This is a genomic window from Pseudomonadota bacterium (genome assembly GCA_036141575.1).
GTDB lineage: Bacteria > Pseudomonadota > Alphaproteobacteria > UBA2136 > JAPKEQ01 > JAPKEQ01.
Map to the genome: position 1 here is coordinate 134,679 of JAYZXF010000011.1, position 17,741 is coordinate 152,419.

A 17,741-nucleotide genomic window follows, 5' to 3' on the forward strand; every position below is an offset into this window, starting at 1 on the left:
GAAAATCATGGCTGATAAAGAGCTGAGACAAACCTTGAATCTTCCTGAAACTGATTTTCCCATGCGTGCAGGGCTGCCAAAGCGTGAGCCTGAGTGGGTAAAAAACTGGCTAGAGGAAGATATTTACGGGCAAATTAGAAAAGCACGTAAAGGGTCTCCAAGCTTTATTCTGCATTTGGGCCCTCCATATGCTAACGGCCGTTTCCACATGGGACACGTCCTCAGTTACGTTCTTAAAGACTTGGTTGTACGCTCTAAAACTATGCAAGGTTTTGATGCGCCTTTCGTTCCGGGTTGGGACTGTCATGGTCTACCCATTGAGTGGAAGGTTGAAACTGAGCTCCGCGAAAAAGGGAAAAGCAAAGATGATCTTTCAACAAAAGAGCTTCGTAAGCTTTGCCGTGATTATGCTCAGAAGTGGGTGAATGCTCAAAAAGAAGACTGGCAGCGTATGGGTTGCCTTGGCGATTGGGATGAGCCTTACTTGACAATGAACCCGAGAAACGAAGCCGGCATGGTGCGTGAGCTTGGCCGCCTATTTGAAAAAGGCTATGTGTACAAAGGCGTAAAATCAGTGATGTGGTCACCTGTTGAAGAAACAGCCCTTGCTGAAGCAGAGGTAGATTACAAAGATAAAGATTCAACAGCGATCTTTGTGGCACTTCCTGTAAAAGGCTCAGATGAAAGTGAGCCAAACGAGTTTGTTGTGATTTGGACAACAACACCTTGGACTATGCCAGCTAACCGCGCCGTTGCTTACGGTGTAGATTTTGAGTACAGCCTTGTTGAAGTAAAACAAGCCCATGAAAAAGCTGTAGCAAAAGCAGGCCAGAAATACTGGTTTGCGACAGACCTTCTTGAAAGTGCGACAAAGTACTGTGGCATGGAAGAGTTTGAGGTGATCAAAACGCAAAAAGGTTCAGATTTTGAAGGTGTGGTTCTTTCACATCCATTCTATGACCGTGAATCTCCAATGATTGAAGGTTTCCACGTGACAACAGATGGCGGTACAGGTTTTGTACATATCGCCCCTGCACATGGTGCGGAAGACTTCCAGATTGGTCGTGAAGTTGGTCTTGAGCTTGAGTGTCAAGTGCTTGGCGATGGAACATACAGTGAAACTGTTGCAGACCTAGGGGCAACAGGTGTTACGCTTTCAGGTAAAAGCATCTGGGACGCGCAGAAAGACATCATCGCAGAGATGACAGAGCGCGGCACGCTTCTACGTTGGTACAAGTACACACACAGCTATCCACATAGCTGGAGAAGTAAAGCCCCTGTAATTTTCCGTACAACGCCTCAATGGTTTGTTGGTCTAGATAATGATAAAAACCTACGTGGTGAAACACTTAAAGAGATCGATACGGTTGAGTGGATCCCTGCGTATGGTCGTAACCGTATTTACAGCATGATTGAGAACCGTCCGGACTGGTGTATTTCTCGCCAGCGTAAATGGGGTGTGCCAATCACTCTGTTCGTGCATAAGCATACAGGTGAAGTGGTGAATGATGCAGTTCTATTTGAGCACATTGCAAGCCTTGTTGAGAATGAAACAATTGATGCATGGGATAGCCGTATTGAAGAAGGCCGCATGGCGGAACTCTTCCCTGCAGGCTGGTTAGAGAGCAAAGGCCTCAGCCTTGATGACCTTGAGCCGCAGCGCGACATTCTAGATGTATGGTTTGATAGTGGCACAACACACGCTCACGTCATGCGTGCTGAAAACGAGCGTGATGGTGAAAACAGCCGTTTCCACCGCACAGATGGCAAACGTCCTGCAGATGTGTACTGGGAAGGTTCTGACCAGCACCGCGGTTGGTTCCATAGCTCACTCCTTGAATCAGTTGCCAGCTACGGTGAAGCGCCGTATGAAACTGTCCTCACGCACGGTTTTGTGGTGGATGGTAAAGGTATGAAGATGAGTAAATCCATCGGTAACGGTGTAGAGCCGCAAGAGCTCCTTGCAAAGTACGGTATGGATATTGTTCGTCTTTGGGTTTCAAGCGCAGATTACACAGAAGACATTCGTTACAGTGATGAAATCATGAGCGGTATTGCTGATGGTTACCGTCGTTTCCGTAATACATTCCGTTACCTGATTGGGAACCTATCTGACTTTAACGCAGAAACAGATACGGTAGCTTACGCAGATCTTCCAGAGCTTGAAAAGTGGGTGCTTGCCCGCCTTGCAGGTGTGCTGAAAGAAGTGAAGGAAGCGTACAACGCGTACACATTCCACAAAGCTTACCGTGCGCTGTACAACTTCTGTGCGACGGATCTATCTAACATCTACTTCGATATCCGTAAGGATGTGCTGTACTGTGATGCAAAATCTGGTCAGCGTCGTCGTAGTGTGCAAACTGTGTTGATGGCTCTGCTCACAGAAATCACAACGCACCTTGCGCCAATGATGCCGTTTACAACAGATGAAGTTTGGAAGAGCCGCTTTGGTGAATCTGAAACAGTGCATCTTGCTGAATGGAATGACATCCCAGCAGATTGGCAAAATGAAGCGGTTCTTGAGCAGTTTGAACCTTTCTGGACACTGCGTGAGCAAGTCAACCTAAAGGTTGAAGCCCTACGTAGTGAAGGGACTGTCGGTTCTAACCTTGATGTTGCCATTACACTTCCTGCTTCAGCAGAAGAGATGAACTTGCCGCTTGCTGAGCTGCTCATTGTATCTCAAGCAAATTTCTCAGGTGATGAGATTGTTGCAAGCAAAGCTTCTGGTGAAAAATGCCCACGTTGCTGGAGCTACCATGAAACAATGCACGCTGCACATGACCATGTTTGCCAGCGCTGTGGTGAGGCGCTCGACGGCCTTGAAGCACAAGGTGCGGCAGCTTAATGGTGAATTTTTTTACCGTACGTAAATGGGGCATAGCGCTTGCTGTGCTCGCATTTGCGATTGATATGGTGACAAAACAAATGGCGCTTAAAGCTGAACCGTTTAAAGAGGTCTTTATTCCAGGGCTTGTGGAGTGGACACTCTCTTTTAATAGAGGGGTTTCATTTAGCTTTCTTGGTGATATGGACGGGGCAATGGGTGAACTAATGCCTTATAAGCTTTCAGCGCTTGCTATTGTAGCAAGTTTATTCTTCCTATGGTGGATGGGGCAAAAAGGTTCTATTTACTTGCAGCTTGGCCTTGGTCTTATGATGGGTGGTGCACTTGGTAACATGGCGGATAGGCTGAACTATGGCGCTGTGATTGACTTCATTAGTCTGCGCTTTGGTGAATACCCATTCTTCATTTGTAATGGGGCAGATATTTTTATTAGTGCGGGTGTTGGTTGCATTCTGCTAGATGGTTTTATAGAATGGCGTGATAAACGGAGAGGAATAACTTCATGAAGAAATATATTGTCGCATTTTCTGCAGTGGCGCTGAGCGCTTGCGGAGGCATTACATCAAAAACAGCACCAGATGAGCTGGCGGTTATTGAAGGGCCATCTTTGGCAATTCCTCCAAGCTACGACCTTCGTCCACCACGCAGTGGTGAAGAGCAGTCATACGAAGAGCGTCGTGCTGCACGTGATATTCTTCTTTCAAGCGAAGGCGCTAAGGTTGAGTCAACAAGCCCAGATAGCTGGCTGATTGATGCAGCGGGCGGTAGCGCACGTAACCCAAACATTCGTGAAGAACTTGAGCGTGAGCTAGAAGCTAAGGCTGAGAAAAAAGAAGAGAAGAAGAAAAAGGGCTGGTTTGGCCGTATGATCGCAGACGATGAGGATGCGTAAGGTTAAGAACCATATCCAATAATTATTTATATGGGCGGAAATTTTCTTTTCTCGTCGCTGAAGTACTTTTTTGTACTCTGCGCTCCTTTAAAAATAAATTTTCGCGCCATAGCACCTGAATAGTGGTTTAAATAAATTATTGAACAGGTTCTGTTTTCTGTAAAATAACCATTCCCATCGCATTAAACTTGTGATGGTCATGAAGCACGGCAAGGCCGTGCTTTTTGCATTCTTCAATGAGTTCGGTATGTGAAAAACGATTATCTTGAGGATGGTCTAATAGATTTTTAATCAGCGGATTACAAATAAAGGCTTTGTAATATTCAAGAATATAAATATGGCCGCCAGTCTTTGTCACATCGACCATTGCTTCTAGGGCTTCTTGCCAATTCTCAATATGGTGCAGCACACCAAAGTCAAAAACGCCATCATATGTCCCTTGGTTGGCTGGAATTTTTGGCAGAGCACCGTGCCAGCTGTAAGCTTCAGGGCAAATTTTACGAGCACGTGCAACCTGTTTTTGGTCAAAGTCAAACCCGTGTAGTTTGGCAGGGTTTAAAATTTTATGAAGGGCTTTGAGGCCTCGGCCTCTGCCACACCCAACTTCAAGAACGTGGGGTTCATCAGGAAGAGGGGCATGTTTTAACATTTTAGGAATTTCAATAAACTCTTGAACCCATGCACGTGGGGCTGAGTTGACAACGAATCGTTCAAGTGTGTTGAGTTTCATGGCCTTTTCCTATACTGTTTGGGTATGAGTTTACAGGGTATTTTCATCTTTTCCAAACGCCTTCCAATTTTTGGAGGTTTTTAAGTCTATGGATTTATTTGATTACATTGAATCTAAAGAAGATGAAAAGGCTGAGGCGGTAGCAAAAGAGAAAGCAAAGCCAGCCCCTCAAGCGGCTTCTAAACCTGCTCCTAAAGAAGAGGTTCCTGCACCTGAGCCAACACCGAATCATCTGACAGTTTCTCAACTTGCAAATCAACTGCGCATGCTGGTTGAAAAAAACTTCTTTAGTGTGGCTGTTGAGGGTGAGATTTCTTCTCTGAAACTTGCCGCATCAGGCCATGCGTACCTACGCCTTAAAGATAATGACAGTGTAATTAACGCCGTTATGTGGCGCGGTACTGTTGATAAGCTTCGTGCGATGGGTATGCGCCTTGAAGACGGCCTTCAGGTGGTTGCTCGCGGTAAGGTGAGTACGTTTGGTGCACGTAGTGAATATCAACTTGTGATTTCAAGTTTAGAGCTTGCAGGTGAGGGCGCACTCATGATGCGCTATGAAGCTTTAAAGAAGCAACTGACTGAAGAGGGGCTGTTTGCTGAAAACCTGAAAAAGCCTCTGCCATATTTACCAAAACGTATTGGTATTATTACATCCCCGCAAGGTGCGGTGATTCACGATATGTTGCACCGTCTTACAGCGCGTTTTCCAATTCCTGTTGTGTTTGAGGCTGTGAGCGTACAGGGCGTAGGCTCTAAAGAAGCTGTTGTTGAAGCGATTGGGCGTATGAATGCACTCACAGGTACGGAGCGTCCAGATGTGCTGATTGTAGCGCGTGGTGGTGGTAGCCTCGAAGACCTTTGGACGTTTAATGAAGAAGATGTTGTGCGTGCTGTGGCGGCTTCTGATATTCCTGTGATTAGTGGTGTGGGCCATGAACCTGATGTAACGCTTTGTGATTTTGCTGCAGATAAACGTGCGCCAACACCAACAGCTGCCGCTGAAATGGTCGTGCCTGTTAAGAGTGATATTGCTCAGGGGCTTGCGCGCGTGCTTCATCAGCTCACAAAGGATGTGAAACAACAGCTAGATCGTAAGCGTCAGCATGTGACGCTCCTTAAGCAAAGGCTTCCAAACCCTGTAAGTAAGCTTCAACAGGATAAAATGCGCCTAGACTATGCTTATGAAAAGCTTGTAGAGCGTGCAAAACGGCAGAGAGAAAACCGCCAAATTGTATTGGGTCGTTACGCTGGTAAGCTTGATCCAGTTCGTCTGACATCGCTTTGTAACGTCAAAAAACAGAGTTTAGAGACCGTTTCTCCAAAAGTTTTTTATAAGGCGTTGAAAGGGCAGTTAAAAACCAGAACAGATCGTCTGGAATATATGCTCAAGCATATGGAAGCCTTAAGGCCTGATGCGCCACTAAGCCGCGGATTTGCTTACATTACAGGCGAAGATGGTACCCTCATAAAGTCGTCAAGTCTTGCACCAGAAAAAATTAAAATTCACTTTTCAGACGGTGTACGCTCTGCTACGGTGGATGCCGTTGAACCCACAAAATAGGGTCTGCCCCTTGACAGAGTCAACAATCATACCCATACCTTTATTAGGAAGGGTTAAGTGATTTTGGAGTGCCACTTGGGGTTTTAGGCACAGGGCAACCTTAACGGGATCATCGCGATAAATGGGGGAGACAGAATGTATCTGTCTCCTTTTCTTTTTAATTCTACTCAGCATAACTGCAAATAAATGAGCCATTCAGTGCTCGCCTTTGTGTATATTTAATACACGGCAGGCTGCGCGCTTTTCACTCATTCATTTTCGTGAATGCTGAGCGAATTAAAATGAAGCTCCTGAAAAATCAAAAATCCATCTTAAATATGTATTTAAAGCCCCCTTGTGTTAGGGGATGCTTCTATGAGAGAATAGGCTATGACGTTAAGAACTACGCTATTTCTACTTCTTTCAGTAATTGGAACTTCACTCCACGCCTTTGCATCTCCTCTTATCTCAACAGATGGAGTTTTCAGACAAGGTGGTTTTGTGTATGGAGAAGTGCCCAAAGGTGCAACCGTTAAGCTTGGTACAATTCAGACGACAGTTGGCGAGGATGGCACTTTCTTTGCGCCAATTCCAAGAAAATCAGACGCTGTGCTAGAGCTTTCTGTAAAGCTTGCAAGCGGTGAAGTGATGACACAGCCACTTGTGATTGAGCCTCAAGAATATAAAACTCAAAAAATTAACGGTATTCCAAAGCGTAAAGTGAATCCTAATCCGGATGACTTAAAGCGTATTAAAAATGATAAAAGCCAGATTCTGGCAGCACGTAAAAGCTTTAGAGATGATAAAGCCTTTATGCAGAACTTTATTCAACCTGTGGATGGATACCGCATCAGTGGTGTGTATGGTAGTCGTCGTGTATTTAACGGGGAAGAGCGCAGCTGGCATAAAGGGACAGATTTTGCTGCACCAACAGGCACGCCTGTTAAAGCGCCGGCAGACGGTATTGTGACGCTCGCTCTTGCTGATTCTTTCTTTAACGGGAACTTGATTATTTTGGATCATGGTCATCAGGTTTACACCATTTATGCTCACCTTGATAAAATGGATGTGGTGGCAGGGGACGCGGTTAAGCAAGGCGTTAAAATTGGTGAAGTCGGTTCAACGGGGAGATCGACAGGACCACACTTGCATTGGGGGCTTTACTGGCGCAATATGGCGCTTGATCCAAACTTACTACTTTTAAACACGGAGGATGCATCATGATTACAATGATAATGGCAATTTTACACACAGTTCTTCTGCTCTGCTCTGCATGGATTTCACTGGACTACTTTGCGCCTGAGATGGAGGTTCCTGAAGTTCCTGAAACGCTGCAGTACCTCACTTACGTTGGTGTTGTCGGCATCTCCGTTGTTTGGGCGCTTGTGAATGTGATTGGTGGTGGCCTACTTGGTGTTACAGGTGGATCTATTGGTGAAGGTTTAAAGATGGGCCTGATTCTAGGTATGGCAATTAGTCTTGGTCGTATGTGGCCTTACGCGATGACGGTTGGTCTCGTAGCGCTCTTCTTTGCACAAGGTCTTCTACCAGGTATTACGATTTTAATTTTTGCGGCAGTCTGCCTCGCACTACAAATTATTACGGGATATATCTGGAGTAAGACAAATACTGTCTAAATGCCTTAAAGCTATTTTGATTTTTTCTTGTTTTTAAGCTCTTCTGAAAGGAACTCGCCAAGCTCTTGAATGCCTTTAGGGTCAAGCTCATGCCCTGCAATGGTGCAGTGCTTCATAAATGGTTTGCTGAGCTTTACAGCGTCTTTTGCTGTCGTAATCAGGTCCGCACCTTTCTTCTCAGCAAGCTCTTGTAGCATAATTTCTTCTGCTTCTTCATATGTGGCATGGTCTGCAAAGGCTACGGTTTCAACAAGTTTGGCCCCAGATTTTCTCAAGGATCTAAAGAAATGGTCAGGCGCGCCTAGGGCGCAAAAGGCAACCCACTTATTTGTTTTGGTTTTAGGTGCTGTTGAAATACTCTTAATTTGGAACGTGCGTGGGCTCACTTTGCGTGTTTTTGTACCTGTCCATATCACAGCATCTGCACGTTTTAAGGCACTCAGAGGCTCTCTGAGTGGCCCTGCCGGTAGCATACGGTTGTTGCCAAGAGACTTAATACACACAAGATCAATTGTACGTTTGAGCTTTTTGTGCTGGAAGCCATCATCAAGTAGAATCAATGTGGCGCCTTCTTTAATAGCATGGCTTGCAGATTTTATACGGTTTGGGCTGACCCAAACATCTACGTAAGGCATTTCTGTTGCCATCATAACAGGCTCGTCACCTGCGTCACAGGCATGTTCATAGGGAGCAATCTTGCGGCATGTTTTGTCTTGTGCCCCGTAGCCACGGCTCAAAATAGCGACTTTTTCGCCTTTTTCATGGAAGTAGCCCGCAAGAGCCATCACAATAGGTGTTTTGCCGCTGCCGCCAGCTGTTACATTCCCAACCGAGATCACAGGTACAGAAACAGACTGTGCGAGGAGGCCTTTAAGTGTGAGGTCTGTTAGGCTGAGTGCGCGATAGACCCAAGACACAGGCAAAAGGACGTTTGAACGCCACTCTTTCTTTTGCCAGAACTTAGGTGTTTTCATGACGCATTCTCCCATGCCTTTAAAATGGCAAGCATGGCTGTCTCAGTCCCGCCAGATAGGCTGGCTGCTGCTTTTATATTATTCTTCTCTAGTTTTGTTTTGAGCGTCTTGTCTGTCAAAACATGAAGGGCCCTCTTTTTGAGTTCAGTTAAATCCGCATAGCATTCCGGTGTTTTATAGGGTTTTAGCGGAGTTAAGAGGGAGTCAAAATTGAACATATATTCACCACACAGGACCACTTTACCCATTTTTAGGGGCTCAAGCGGATTCTGCCCACCGTGCGGAAAGACACTGCCACCAACGATTACAGCGTCAGCGAGACTGTACCAAAGTGGCATTTCGCCAAGGCTATCTGCCACGAAAATGTCAGTTTGTTTGTCAATTCCTTCAGCTAAACTACGCCTCCTTGTGATAATTCCAAGAGGTGTGAAAAACTCAGCAATGTGTTCTCCGCGCTCTGGGTGGCGTGGTACAACAATGCTAATGAGGTCTGGAATGTCTTCTCTTAGGCCTCTATGAATCATGGCTATAATGTCATCTTCTGGCTGGTGTGTGCTGGCAAAGCAAAGGACAGGGCGGCCGTTAATCATTTTCTTAAACTTTGCAAGCTGCTCCGCATCAGGCTCTTCAAGAGGGGCATCAACTTTAATGTTTGGTGCTGTTTCTACATTGTGTACACCAAGGTTTCTGAGCCTTTCAGAGATTTCATCTGTTTGTGAAAGAGCGCCTGTGAGGCGTGCGAGTAGGGGGCCAAAGAAGAAGTTAAACTTCTTGAATTTCTTATAAGATCTCGCTGTCACACGCGCATTGATGAGCATTGGGTTTGGCGCTTGTTTGAGATATTCAGGCCAAAACTCACTTTCAACAAACACACTCATTTTCGGTTGCCAGTGCTTGAGGAAGGCGTGAACAGATAGACCAAAATCGAGGGGCGCCATTTGATGAATGACTTGTCCGTTCCATGTTGGCAGTTGTTTGGCAACAAGCTCAGCAGAAGTCACTGTGCCACTGGTAAGTAGAACTGTTGCTTCTGGCAATTTTTCACAAAGTGCGCTGACAAGAGGGAAAAGGCTTTTCATTTCACCAACACTGGCACCATGAATCCACAGAATATCGCCACATGGGCGCCCTGTTTTTGGGAAGCCAAGACGTTCAGGAAGTTTATTCCACTTTTCTTTACCTTTATAAAGGCGAATGCAGAATGCAATATCAATAAGAGGTCCAAAAACCACCCACAATGTGCGGTAAAGCCAGATCATTTTTTGATAGGCCCGTGGTAATCATCAAGCCATTCAATTTGCGTACGCATAGCCTTTTCAAGGATATCAGCATGGGATTGTCGTTGTTCTTTATCGCTCTTGAAAGGACAGTGGTGTGGTTCACTAATATGAATGGTAATTGTTGAAAAGGGTAGGGGGATCATAAAGTTATCCCAACTTTTCAAAATTTTTGCTTTTGTGGATGTACCGCAGAGTGGCACGATAGGTAGGCCTGAAAGGCGTCCCATTTCAAGTGTGCCTCGGCTGAGTTTATAAGCTGGGCCGCGAGGACCATCAGGTGTTGTGAGAAGCGTATGGCCATTTTTACCCGCATCAATCATGGCTTTCATGGCTTTGATTGCGCCCGTGCTGCTTGATCCATCTACAACATGTGTTTTTCTGAATTTGGCATAAGCGGCAACCATACGGCCATCTTTATGCAGAGAAATCATGGCTGTGACGGGGTGTCTAAACTGCGGCATAATCGTAAAGAAGAACAGGCGACCATGCCAAACAGGCATCATTACAGGTTTGTCATCTTTCCAAAAACGATCCAGTGCGTCGCGGTTTTGAACTTGAATTTTACAAGTTAGACGAATAATCCAGCTATAGAGCAGGATAATAATTGCGAGGCCGTAGTATTTAATGTTCTTCATTATGCAGCGTGCCCTTGTAGGTTTTGCAGGTCTGTGTAGATGCCTTTGTTTTTCATCAGTTCTTCATGCGTACCTGATTCAACAATTTGACCATCCTTCATAACGTGGATTTGGTCCGCATCTTTAATGGTTGAAAGTCTATGCGCCACAACAAGTGTTGTGCGACCTTTGGACAGGCTTGATAGAGCGTCTTGAACCTTTTGTTCACTCTCGCTATCAAGGCTAGATGTCGCTTCATCAAGTAGAAGAATAGGGGCGTTTTTAATCATGGCGCGAGCGATGGCAATACGCTGACGCTGACCACCAGAAAGTTTAAATCCTTCTTCACCAAGAACCGTGTCATAACCTTCATCTAGCGTTTCAATGAATTCATGTGCAGCGGCCATTTTAGCAGCTTTCATGACATCTTCACGGCTGGCGTTTTCCGCGCCGTAAGCAATGTTGTTATGAACAGTATCATCAAAGATAGCAATGTCTTGTGTTACAAGCGCAATGTGCTGGCGCAGGCTCTTTAACGTAGCATCCTGCGTAGATGTACCGTCTACTGTAATGTCGCCTTTTGTTGGGTCAAAGAAACGTGGAATCATATTGAGAACAGAGCTTTTACCTGCACCTGATGAGCCAACAAGCGCAACTGTTTTACCTGCTGGAACATGAAGGTTAAAGTCTTTCAGAGCTTCTGTACCATCTCCGTATGTCAGGCTGACATCTTTAAAGTGGATATCTGCTTTGCTTACATTGAGAGTTTCAGCATTCTCTTTTTCTTGGACCTTGTTTGGTTCGTCCATAAGCTCAAACGTACGCTCTGCCGCAGCAAGGCCGTCTTGCAGTACATTGTTAATGTTCGCGATGCCTTTCACTGGGCGGTACAGCATCATCAGTGCTGTAAGGAAAGAGAAGAAAGCGCCAGGCGTGATTTCACCGCTCATGACACGGTGGCCACCATAAGCCACAATAAGGGCAACGCTTACACCGCCTAGAAGCTCCATAAGTGGAGAGGCGATGGCACGAACACGTGCGCTTTTTACTGTATATATAAAGACATTATCAATGGCGTTTTTGGCGCGTGCATTTTCATAATGCTCCATACCGTAAATTTTAACTTGGCGATTGTAGCCCAGAGCTTCTTTTAAAATGGCAGAAAAACGGCCAGTTTCAGATTGGCTACCAGAGCTATAACGACGCATGTTTTTACCAAAACGTAAAATTGGAATAGCGGCAAGTGGCAGCAGTGTTAGGGAAATAAGTGCAAGAACAGGCTCTTGAACAACCATAACTGTAATAAGACCAACTACGCTGGTAAAGTCTCGAAGTGTGCCAGAAATGGTTTGGCTCACTGCATTTTTAAGGCGCTGTAGGTCAAACAAAAAGCGTGAAGACAGGCCTGATGTTGTGTGCTTCTGGAAGAATGTTAGGTCTTGGTTCATTGTATGTTTGAAAAGATCGTACTGAAGGTCTGCAACAAGACGCTGGCCAACATACTCCATGTAATAGCCCTGAATATATGTGGCAAATGTTTTAAAGAGGAACAGCCCTAGAATAATAATAGGAACCCAAAAGAGGTACGATTTTTTACCAGCAATAAAGACCTCGTCTAGCATAGGTCTGACCATGTATGTGATGCCCGCTGTTGTTGCAGAAACGATCAGCATGCATAAAATTGCGATAAAAATACGACTTTTATGTTTGGCAATATAGCCTTTCATGAGGCGTTTTATCAGGTACCAAGAGCCAGTATGTGTTTGTTCCAAAATATAATTTTGCCTTATGTTGGTTTTTGTGTGCAATTGTTCTTGCCACACATGTTTATCCCCTTTACAGTAGCGCGCATGATGTCTTTTGTCAGTTTATTTTGCAAGCATTTTAAGGCCCATTGGCCATTGGCGCTGATTGGCGTCTTCTTTGCTGTTGGTTATATCTGTTATTTTACGGAAGTTGATCGTTCTCTCTATTGGTGGATTATGAAGTATCAATCCACAGAAGAAGCACCGTATTTACAAGACCTTTATGGTTACCTTTCATGGATGGGGCAGTTGGAGTTTAAGCTTGCTATTGGCCTGGGTATGATGACGTATTTAACGTGGTATGATTACCAGCCTAAACTACGTATGTTTTGGTGGCGTGCGACTCTTGTTATTTCATTTACAGGTTTACTTGTGATTCCTTTGAAGCACATTTTTGGTCGACCTCGTCCAAAAATGTTGAGCGATAAAGTGAAGACTTGGTATGAAATGGAATGGTTTGAAACTGCTTCCAATATGCATAGCTTCCCTTCTGGCCACGCAACAACGACGTGGGCATTTTTCTTCTTTCTAAGCCGTTATTGGCCTAAATATACGCCTGTTTGGCTTTTCTATGCTGTTTCTGCATCATATGCCCGTATGGGAATTGGGTCTCATTACCTTGGTGATGTGATTGCAGGCAGTGCACTCGGATTTTTTGTGGCATACTGGATGTGGCCTAGAGTGGCCCCAGCAGACCTGCAAAGACAGATTCAAAAATAAAGGACACAACCCCTATGTCTCGTTATATGCCTGTTTCAGAGCGTAAAGAAATTAGAAATCACGTACTTGGCCTGTTTTTAATGCTGGCCATTCTTTTTGGTTTTGGTTTGGATCGTTATGGTTTGTTTGATGTCGATGAAGCCATTTTTGCACAAGCAACAATTGAAATGCGTGAACGTGGTGACTTTGTAACGCCGACATATAACGGTGAGCCGCGCTACCATAAGCCACCAATGATTTACTGGTTGCAGCATTTTAGTATGGAGCAGTTTGGTGAAACCCCTCTAGGGGCACGTGTTCCAAGTGCAATTGCGGCGTTCTTGCTCAGCCTCGCGATGTATATTTTTGTAGAACGTATGACGCGTAATCCACGCTATGCCATGATGGCCACCGCTGTGATGGCGTTAAACTTATCCTTTATGATTCTTGCTCGCGCAGCCATTGCAGATATGGTGATGAACTTCTTTATCTTCTGTTCAACGATGACGCTCGTTGCAAATATCTATGCCAGAGAGCGGAGTGTGGTTGCTACGTGGGTGGCAGGTATTGTGTTTGCTGCAGGTTTTATAACTAAAGGTCCTGTGGTGGCGCTTGTGCCAACGCTTGTGGTTGGAACAGCAGTTCTTATGAACCCGAGAGGTATTGGGCACGGCTTAAAGGCAGCAAACCCATTTATTATTCTTGTAGCGATTGCGCTAGGTTTGTTCCCTTGGTGCCAAATGATTATTAGTGCGCACGGCCCAGATTTCTTTGTTGAATTTATTATGAAGCACAATGTAGAGCGTTTCTTTAGTGGTCTTGGGAATACACATACAAGCTCACCTTACTACTACCTTGGTGTGGTTGCGATTGGGTTCTTCCCTTGGGTGCTTATTGCGCCTTCAGCGCTATGGTGGCAAGCCAAAGGTTTTATGAGCAACTTGCGCTCAGATAACCCATCAGAGGTGCTTCCAGCGCTTGGGCTTGTTTGGTTTGTGGGTGTAGTGGCTGTGTTTAGTTTCTCTCAAACAAAGCTTGTACATTACATTGTTCCAGCGCTTCCAGGGTTTGCACTTTGGATCGGTGGGCGCCTTGATCGTATCAACAACATGAAGGTTAAAGGCTGGCAAATGATGTGGATGCTTCCATTCATTATGATTTTGTTTGCGTTCTTCTTCCTTCTGAAATGGCTACCGAAAGCTCTGTTTGGTGAAGGTCCTGATTGGGTACTTGGCATTTTTAGATACCTTCAAGAAAACTTTGGTATGGAATGGCCTGTTGATGACATTCTGCTGCAATCTGTATTGATGCAAGAATTTGATATCGGAATTATTGGTGTTGCGATTGCGGCGCTGATTCTTGTGGGCTCGGTTGCAGGGTTCTCGCTCATTAAGCGTGGTTACCACCAAGGGGTTATGCTGTGGGCTGTCAGCTACGGTATGGTGCTATTCCTGTTCTTTAACGGTCTTGGCCCAACTGTTTACCAAGTTCAGCAAGGTGCGCTGAAGCAGCACGCTGAGTATGTGGCCTCTCATTTTGAGGAGGGCGATCAATTTTACTTTGTGGGCTTGCATCAACCGAGCGTAAGGCTTATATCCAAGGTGCCTTATGTGGCGGTACACCGCCCGCATGAAATTGCAGCCGAGAAGAAAACATACCAACAGTTCTTCTTGTATGATATAGAAAGGCAAGAGGCGTTTAATGAGCATTTTGCAGACGTCCAGCCATATGAAACCTGTGAAGGCGGCTATTGCCTTGCAGTTGTAAGTAAAGGATTTTAAGTATGACCCAAGCAGCTAAAGTTGATATTTCAGTTGTTGCCCCAGTTTATAACGAAGAAGAGTCACTTCCGCACCTTCTTGAAGCCGTAAGCAAAGTTATGGATGCAAGCCCATGGACATGGGAAATTCTCTGCATTGATGATGGCTCTAAAGATAAAAGTGCTCAGGTTCTCGAAGAGCTTTCTGCTAAGTACAAAGCGCTTCGCCCAATCTTGCTTCGTCGCAACTCGGGTCAAACTGCTGCTATGCAGGCAGGTTTCGATCACTCAACAGGTGATGTTGTTATTACAATGGATGCTGACCTTCAGAACGATCCAACAGATATTCCAAAGCTTATTGAACACATGCAAAAGACAGATGCAGATATTGTATCTGGCTGGCGTAAAGACCGTAAGGACAACAAGTGGAAGAACAACATTCCATCTCAAATCGGTAACAAGCTAATTGGCCGCGTGACAGGTGTGAAGCTGCATGATTTTGGTTGTTCGCTTAAAGCTTACCGCCGTGAAGTTCTCGATGAAGTACGTATTTACGGTGAGCTACACCGTTTTATCCCTGCTGTTGTATCTCAGTACGGTGCTAAAGTTGAAGAAGTGGTTGTGAAACACCATGCACGCCAATTTGGTCAATCTAAGTATGGCCTTGATAAAACATTCCGCGTACTGCTAGATCTTCTACTTGTAAAATTCATCCTGCGTTACATTAACCGTCCAATCCATGCTTTTGGTATGGGTGGCCTGATTAGCCTTGGTATGGGTGGCCTTATTTGTACATACCTAACATTGCTTAAGCTTGGTGGTTCTGACATTGGTGGTCGTCCGCTTCTTATCCTTGGTGTGATGCTTATCATCCTTGGTGTTCAGATGATCGGTATGGGGGTTCTGGGTGAAGTGATGATGCGTATCTATCATGAGCCACAGGGGCGTAAGCAATACGTGCTTAAACTGCCTCCTATGACGCTTGCTAAGGCTGAGAAGGTGGTTAAGAAACCAACAGCTAAAAAGACAGCGGCTAAAAAGCCGGCAGCCAAGAAAAAGACTGCATAACTAAAAAGAGCGCCACGGCGCTCTTTTTTATTCGTGTTAAATGACGATCCCAAAAGAAAGAACACGCCTGCGTTTGGCGATTTCTTTCACACCATGATCATTCACGTCAGGCCTGAATAGCTTAATGTACTTGGTATCAATGATGGAATTCTCACTGTAAAAATCACCCTCGCCAGAAAGAATAATGTTCAGGCGGTAGTGCTTGCCGTGAGGTGTTGGGTCTTTATGTGTTGGGAGTGAAAACCCGACAGGGTAATCAATGATATAGCCGTCCATACGTTTAAACAGCTGAAAGAGTTTGAATTTGCGGTATCCGCCACCTTGGCGGCCTTGTTCCCACTTGAGCCATGCCATGACGGGCCTCATTTGTTAGAAAAAGAAAAATTGAGTTGTTTGAATGGGTTTTTAGCAAAGAACGTGTCAGGCGTGCAAGAGTTTTTCATAAGTGCGGCGATGACAATAATAAACGTGACACAGTCAGAAAGCCCTGCTGCGTATGCCCCTATGATGAAGTTATATGTCCCCCAGCAGATAGAAGAGAGTATGAACGCAAAGCGTAGATGGTCTTGACTGAGTTTAAAGGCACCATAGGTAATAATAGCGCAGCCAAGCATCGGTAGAACGTCCATAGGTGTTTGATATGAGAACCATCCTAGTAGAGCAAATAGAGCTATGAAAACCACCATAATGGAATCTTGTCGGTAATAGTTAGAGGCAAGAAACCTTAAGCTTGCGCATAAAACTGTAAGGAAGGCAAACCATTCACCAAGTAGTATGTATTGAACACTGCTTAGCGCTAGTACAGCACAGAGCGTGTTTTTCATATGTAAATCATTCGAAATAAGAAGTGCGCCTTTACTAGATATAAAGACAAGGATCCCTATGACCTGAGCAAGAACAAAAGGATCAGTGAGAGCCATTAAGATTTCCTTTTCTGAGAAATGCGCTCCGTAAATGATGTGGGCGTGTCTTCCTGAGATGCTTCTACCATCTCAGCAGGTTCTTCCGTGAGAGAACCATCAGACAGATGGTCATAGCCGTAAAGGCTAAACATAATTCCAAAGCAAAGCAGTAGTAGTTTTGTCATGCGTAGAGCCCTCCCAAACTCTAAATGCTTATAGGGGGCACTAAAACTCATGTATAAAAATCACTGACAGATGGAGAAAAATTGTCCACAAACACTTGACACGAGGGTATAAATAACGTAATAACCCCAGACGAATACAAATTTATCGAATGAATAAAGCGATACAAAATGAGTAACAAAGACATGTATGCAGTAGTAAAATGTGGCGGTAAGCAGCTAAAAGTTTCTAAAGGGGACACAGTTAACGTTGAGCGTCTGGAAGCAGAAGCTGGTAAAAGCGTAACTCTTGAAGATGTTCTTCTTATTGGTGACGGTGACAAGATCACTGTAGGTACACCAACAGTTAAAGGCGCAACAGTTAAGGCGAAAGTACTTGAGCAAGTACGCGATAAAAAAGTGATCGTGTTCAAGAAGAAGCGTCGTCAGAACTACCGTCGTAAAAAAGGTCACCGTCAGTACGTGACTGTACTTGAAATTCAAGAAATTTCTGTAAAGTAAAGGGTAAGTAAATGGCTCACAAAAAAGCAGGTGGTAGCTCTAAAAACGGACGTGATACTGAAGGTAAACGTCTTGGTGTAAAGAAATTTGGTGGTGAAAGCGTTGACGCTGGTAACATCATCGTACGCCAACGTGGTAGCACATTCCACCCAGGTGCTGGTGTAGGCATGGGTAAAGACTACACTCTATTTGCACTTAACGATGGTAACGTTAAGTTTGCTAAAGGTTTCAAGAACCGCACATTTGTTTCTGTAGAAGCGTAAACTTCTTACATACTCAAATCTCTGCGAGGGTCGGCTATAAAGCCGGC

19 protein-coding genes are annotated in these 17,741 nt (G+C 44.9%); 11 read left to right on the plus strand and 8 right to left on the minus strand.

Annotated features, from left to right (window positions below; translation table 11 throughout):
• The first annotated feature begins 7 nt into the window (after nucleotides 1–7).
• Genes ileS through VX730_05075 form a run of 3 tightly spaced genes read left to right on the plus strand, consistent with a single transcriptional unit; the run spans nucleotide 8 to nucleotide 3,740 of the window.
• A complete protein-coding gene (ileS, locus tag VX730_05065; protein ID MEC9291754.1) occupies nucleotides 8–2,848 on the plus strand; it encodes an isoleucine--tRNA ligase in 2,841 nt (946 codons plus the stop codon).
• On the plus strand, nucleotides 2,848–3,354 hold the full coding sequence (gene lspA / locus VX730_05070) for a signal peptidase II (protein MEC9291755.1): 507 nt from the start codon (nucleotides 2,848–2,850) through the stop codon (nucleotides 3,352–3,354). Before ileS ends, lspA begins: the two co-directional genes overlap by 1 nt.
• Nucleotides 3,351–3,740: a DUF3035 domain-containing protein gene (locus VX730_05075; GenBank protein ID MEC9291756.1), complete on the plus strand. Its 390-nt coding sequence runs from the start codon at nucleotides 3,351–3,353 to the stop codon at nucleotides 3,738–3,740. The genes lspA and VX730_05075 overlap by 4 nt, the downstream gene beginning before the upstream one ends.
• A 136-nt stretch (nucleotides 3,741–3,876) precedes the next feature.
• On the opposite strand, the gene VX730_05080 is transcribed toward VX730_05075, so the two are convergent.
• Entirely contained in the window at nucleotides 3,877–4,470 is a 594-nt protein-coding gene (locus VX730_05080) for a class I SAM-dependent methyltransferase (GenBank protein ID MEC9291757.1), read from the minus strand.
• Between the two features lie 88 nt (nucleotides 4,471–4,558).
• Between VX730_05080 and xseA the strand changes: the two genes are divergently transcribed.
• The 3 genes from xseA to VX730_05095 all read left to right on the plus strand — a co-directional run bounded on the left by xseA (nucleotide 4,559) and on the right by VX730_05095 (nucleotide 7,647).
• Nucleotides 4,559–6,031: an exodeoxyribonuclease VII large subunit gene (xseA, locus tag VX730_05085; protein ID MEC9291758.1), complete on the plus strand. Its 1,473-nt coding sequence runs from the start codon at nucleotides 4,559–4,561 to the stop codon at nucleotides 6,029–6,031.
• A 369-nt stretch (nucleotides 6,032–6,400) separates the two neighbouring features.
• Nucleotides 6,401–7,234 (plus strand): M23 family metallopeptidase, encoded by an 834-nt coding sequence (locus VX730_05090; protein MEC9291759.1) that lies wholly within the window; start codon nucleotides 6,401–6,403, stop codon nucleotides 7,232–7,234.
• Nucleotides 7,231–7,647 (plus strand): hypothetical protein, encoded by a 417-nt coding sequence (locus tag VX730_05095; protein MEC9291760.1) that lies wholly within the window; start codon nucleotides 7,231–7,233, stop codon nucleotides 7,645–7,647. Before VX730_05090 ends, VX730_05095 begins: the two co-directional genes overlap by 4 nt.
• An 11-nt stretch (nucleotides 7,648–7,658) precedes the next feature.
• On the opposite strand, the gene lpxK is transcribed toward VX730_05095, so the two are convergent.
• From lpxK to VX730_05115, 4 genes are read right to left on the minus strand one after another with little or no spacing between them, the layout of a single operon-like run.
• The gene (lpxK, locus tag VX730_05100) at nucleotides 7,659–8,621 is read right to left on the minus strand and encodes a tetraacyldisaccharide 4'-kinase (protein ID MEC9291761.1); all 963 of its coding nucleotides are present in this window, start codon (nucleotides 8,619–8,621) and stop codon (nucleotides 7,659–7,661) included.
• Nucleotides 8,618–9,880 (minus strand): glycosyltransferase N-terminal domain-containing protein, encoded by a 1,263-nt coding sequence (locus tag VX730_05105; GenBank protein ID MEC9291762.1) that lies wholly within the window; start codon nucleotides 9,878–9,880, stop codon nucleotides 8,618–8,620. Before VX730_05105 ends, lpxK begins: the two co-directional genes overlap by 4 nt.
• Nucleotides 9,877–10,536, minus strand: a complete 660-nt coding sequence (locus tag VX730_05110; GenBank protein ID MEC9291763.1) for a lysophospholipid acyltransferase family protein — start codon at nucleotides 10,534–10,536, stop codon at nucleotides 9,877–9,879. The genes VX730_05105 and VX730_05110 overlap by 4 nt, the downstream gene beginning before the upstream one ends.
• A complete protein-coding gene (locus VX730_05115) occupies nucleotides 10,536–12,242 on the minus strand; it encodes an ABC transporter transmembrane domain-containing protein (protein MEC9291764.1) in 1,707 nt (568 codons plus the stop codon). Before VX730_05115 ends, VX730_05110 begins: the two co-directional genes overlap by 1 nt.
• A gap of 174 nt (nucleotides 12,243–12,416) precedes the next feature.
• Here VX730_05115 and VX730_05120 point away from each other — a divergent pair, with 174 nt between their 5' ends.
• Genes VX730_05120 through VX730_05130 form a run of 3 tightly spaced genes read left to right on the plus strand, consistent with a single transcriptional unit; the run spans nucleotide 12,417 to nucleotide 15,846 of the window.
• The gene (locus VX730_05120; protein ID MEC9291765.1) at nucleotides 12,417–13,040 is read left to right on the plus strand and encodes a phosphatase PAP2 family protein; all 624 of its coding nucleotides are present in this window, start codon (nucleotides 12,417–12,419) and stop codon (nucleotides 13,038–13,040) included.
• A gap of 14 nt (nucleotides 13,041–13,054) precedes the next feature.
• Nucleotides 13,055–14,800, plus strand: a complete 1,746-nt coding sequence (locus tag VX730_05125) for a glycosyltransferase family 39 protein (protein MEC9291766.1) — start codon at nucleotides 13,055–13,057, stop codon at nucleotides 14,798–14,800.
• A 2-nt stretch (nucleotides 14,801–14,802) separates the two neighbouring features.
• Nucleotides 14,803–15,846: a glycosyltransferase family 2 protein gene (locus tag VX730_05130; GenBank protein MEC9291767.1), complete on the plus strand. Its 1,044-nt coding sequence runs from the start codon at nucleotides 14,803–14,805 to the stop codon at nucleotides 15,844–15,846.
• Between the two features lie 36 nt (nucleotides 15,847–15,882).
• On the opposite strand, the gene VX730_05135 is transcribed toward VX730_05130, so the two are convergent.
• The 3 genes from VX730_05135 to VX730_05145 are packed head-to-tail and all read right to left on the minus strand — an operon-like array spanning nucleotide 15,883 to nucleotide 16,933.
• A complete protein-coding gene (locus tag VX730_05135) occupies nucleotides 15,883–16,200 on the minus strand; it encodes a 2OG-Fe(II) oxygenase (GenBank protein ID MEC9291768.1) in 318 nt (105 codons plus the stop codon).
• A gap of 8 nt (nucleotides 16,201–16,208) precedes the next feature.
• Nucleotides 16,209–16,766: a YgjV family protein gene (locus VX730_05140; GenBank protein ID MEC9291769.1), complete on the minus strand. Its 558-nt coding sequence runs from the start codon at nucleotides 16,764–16,766 to the stop codon at nucleotides 16,209–16,211.
• Entirely contained in the window at nucleotides 16,766–16,933 is a 168-nt protein-coding gene (locus tag VX730_05145) for a hypothetical protein (protein ID MEC9291770.1), read from the minus strand. Before VX730_05145 ends, VX730_05140 begins: the two co-directional genes overlap by 1 nt.
• Before the next feature lie 168 nt (nucleotides 16,934–17,101).
• Between VX730_05145 and rplU the strand changes: the two genes are divergently transcribed.
• On the plus strand, nucleotides 17,102–17,431 hold the full coding sequence (gene rplU, locus VX730_05150) for a 50S ribosomal protein L21 (protein MEC9291771.1): 330 nt from the start codon (nucleotides 17,102–17,104) through the stop codon (nucleotides 17,429–17,431).
• A gap of 11 nt (nucleotides 17,432–17,442) precedes the next feature.
• Entirely contained in the window at nucleotides 17,443–17,694 is a 252-nt protein-coding gene (gene rpmA / locus VX730_05155) for a 50S ribosomal protein L27 (GenBank protein MEC9291772.1), read from the plus strand.
• The last annotated feature ends 47 nt before the right edge of the window (nucleotides 17,695–17,741 follow it).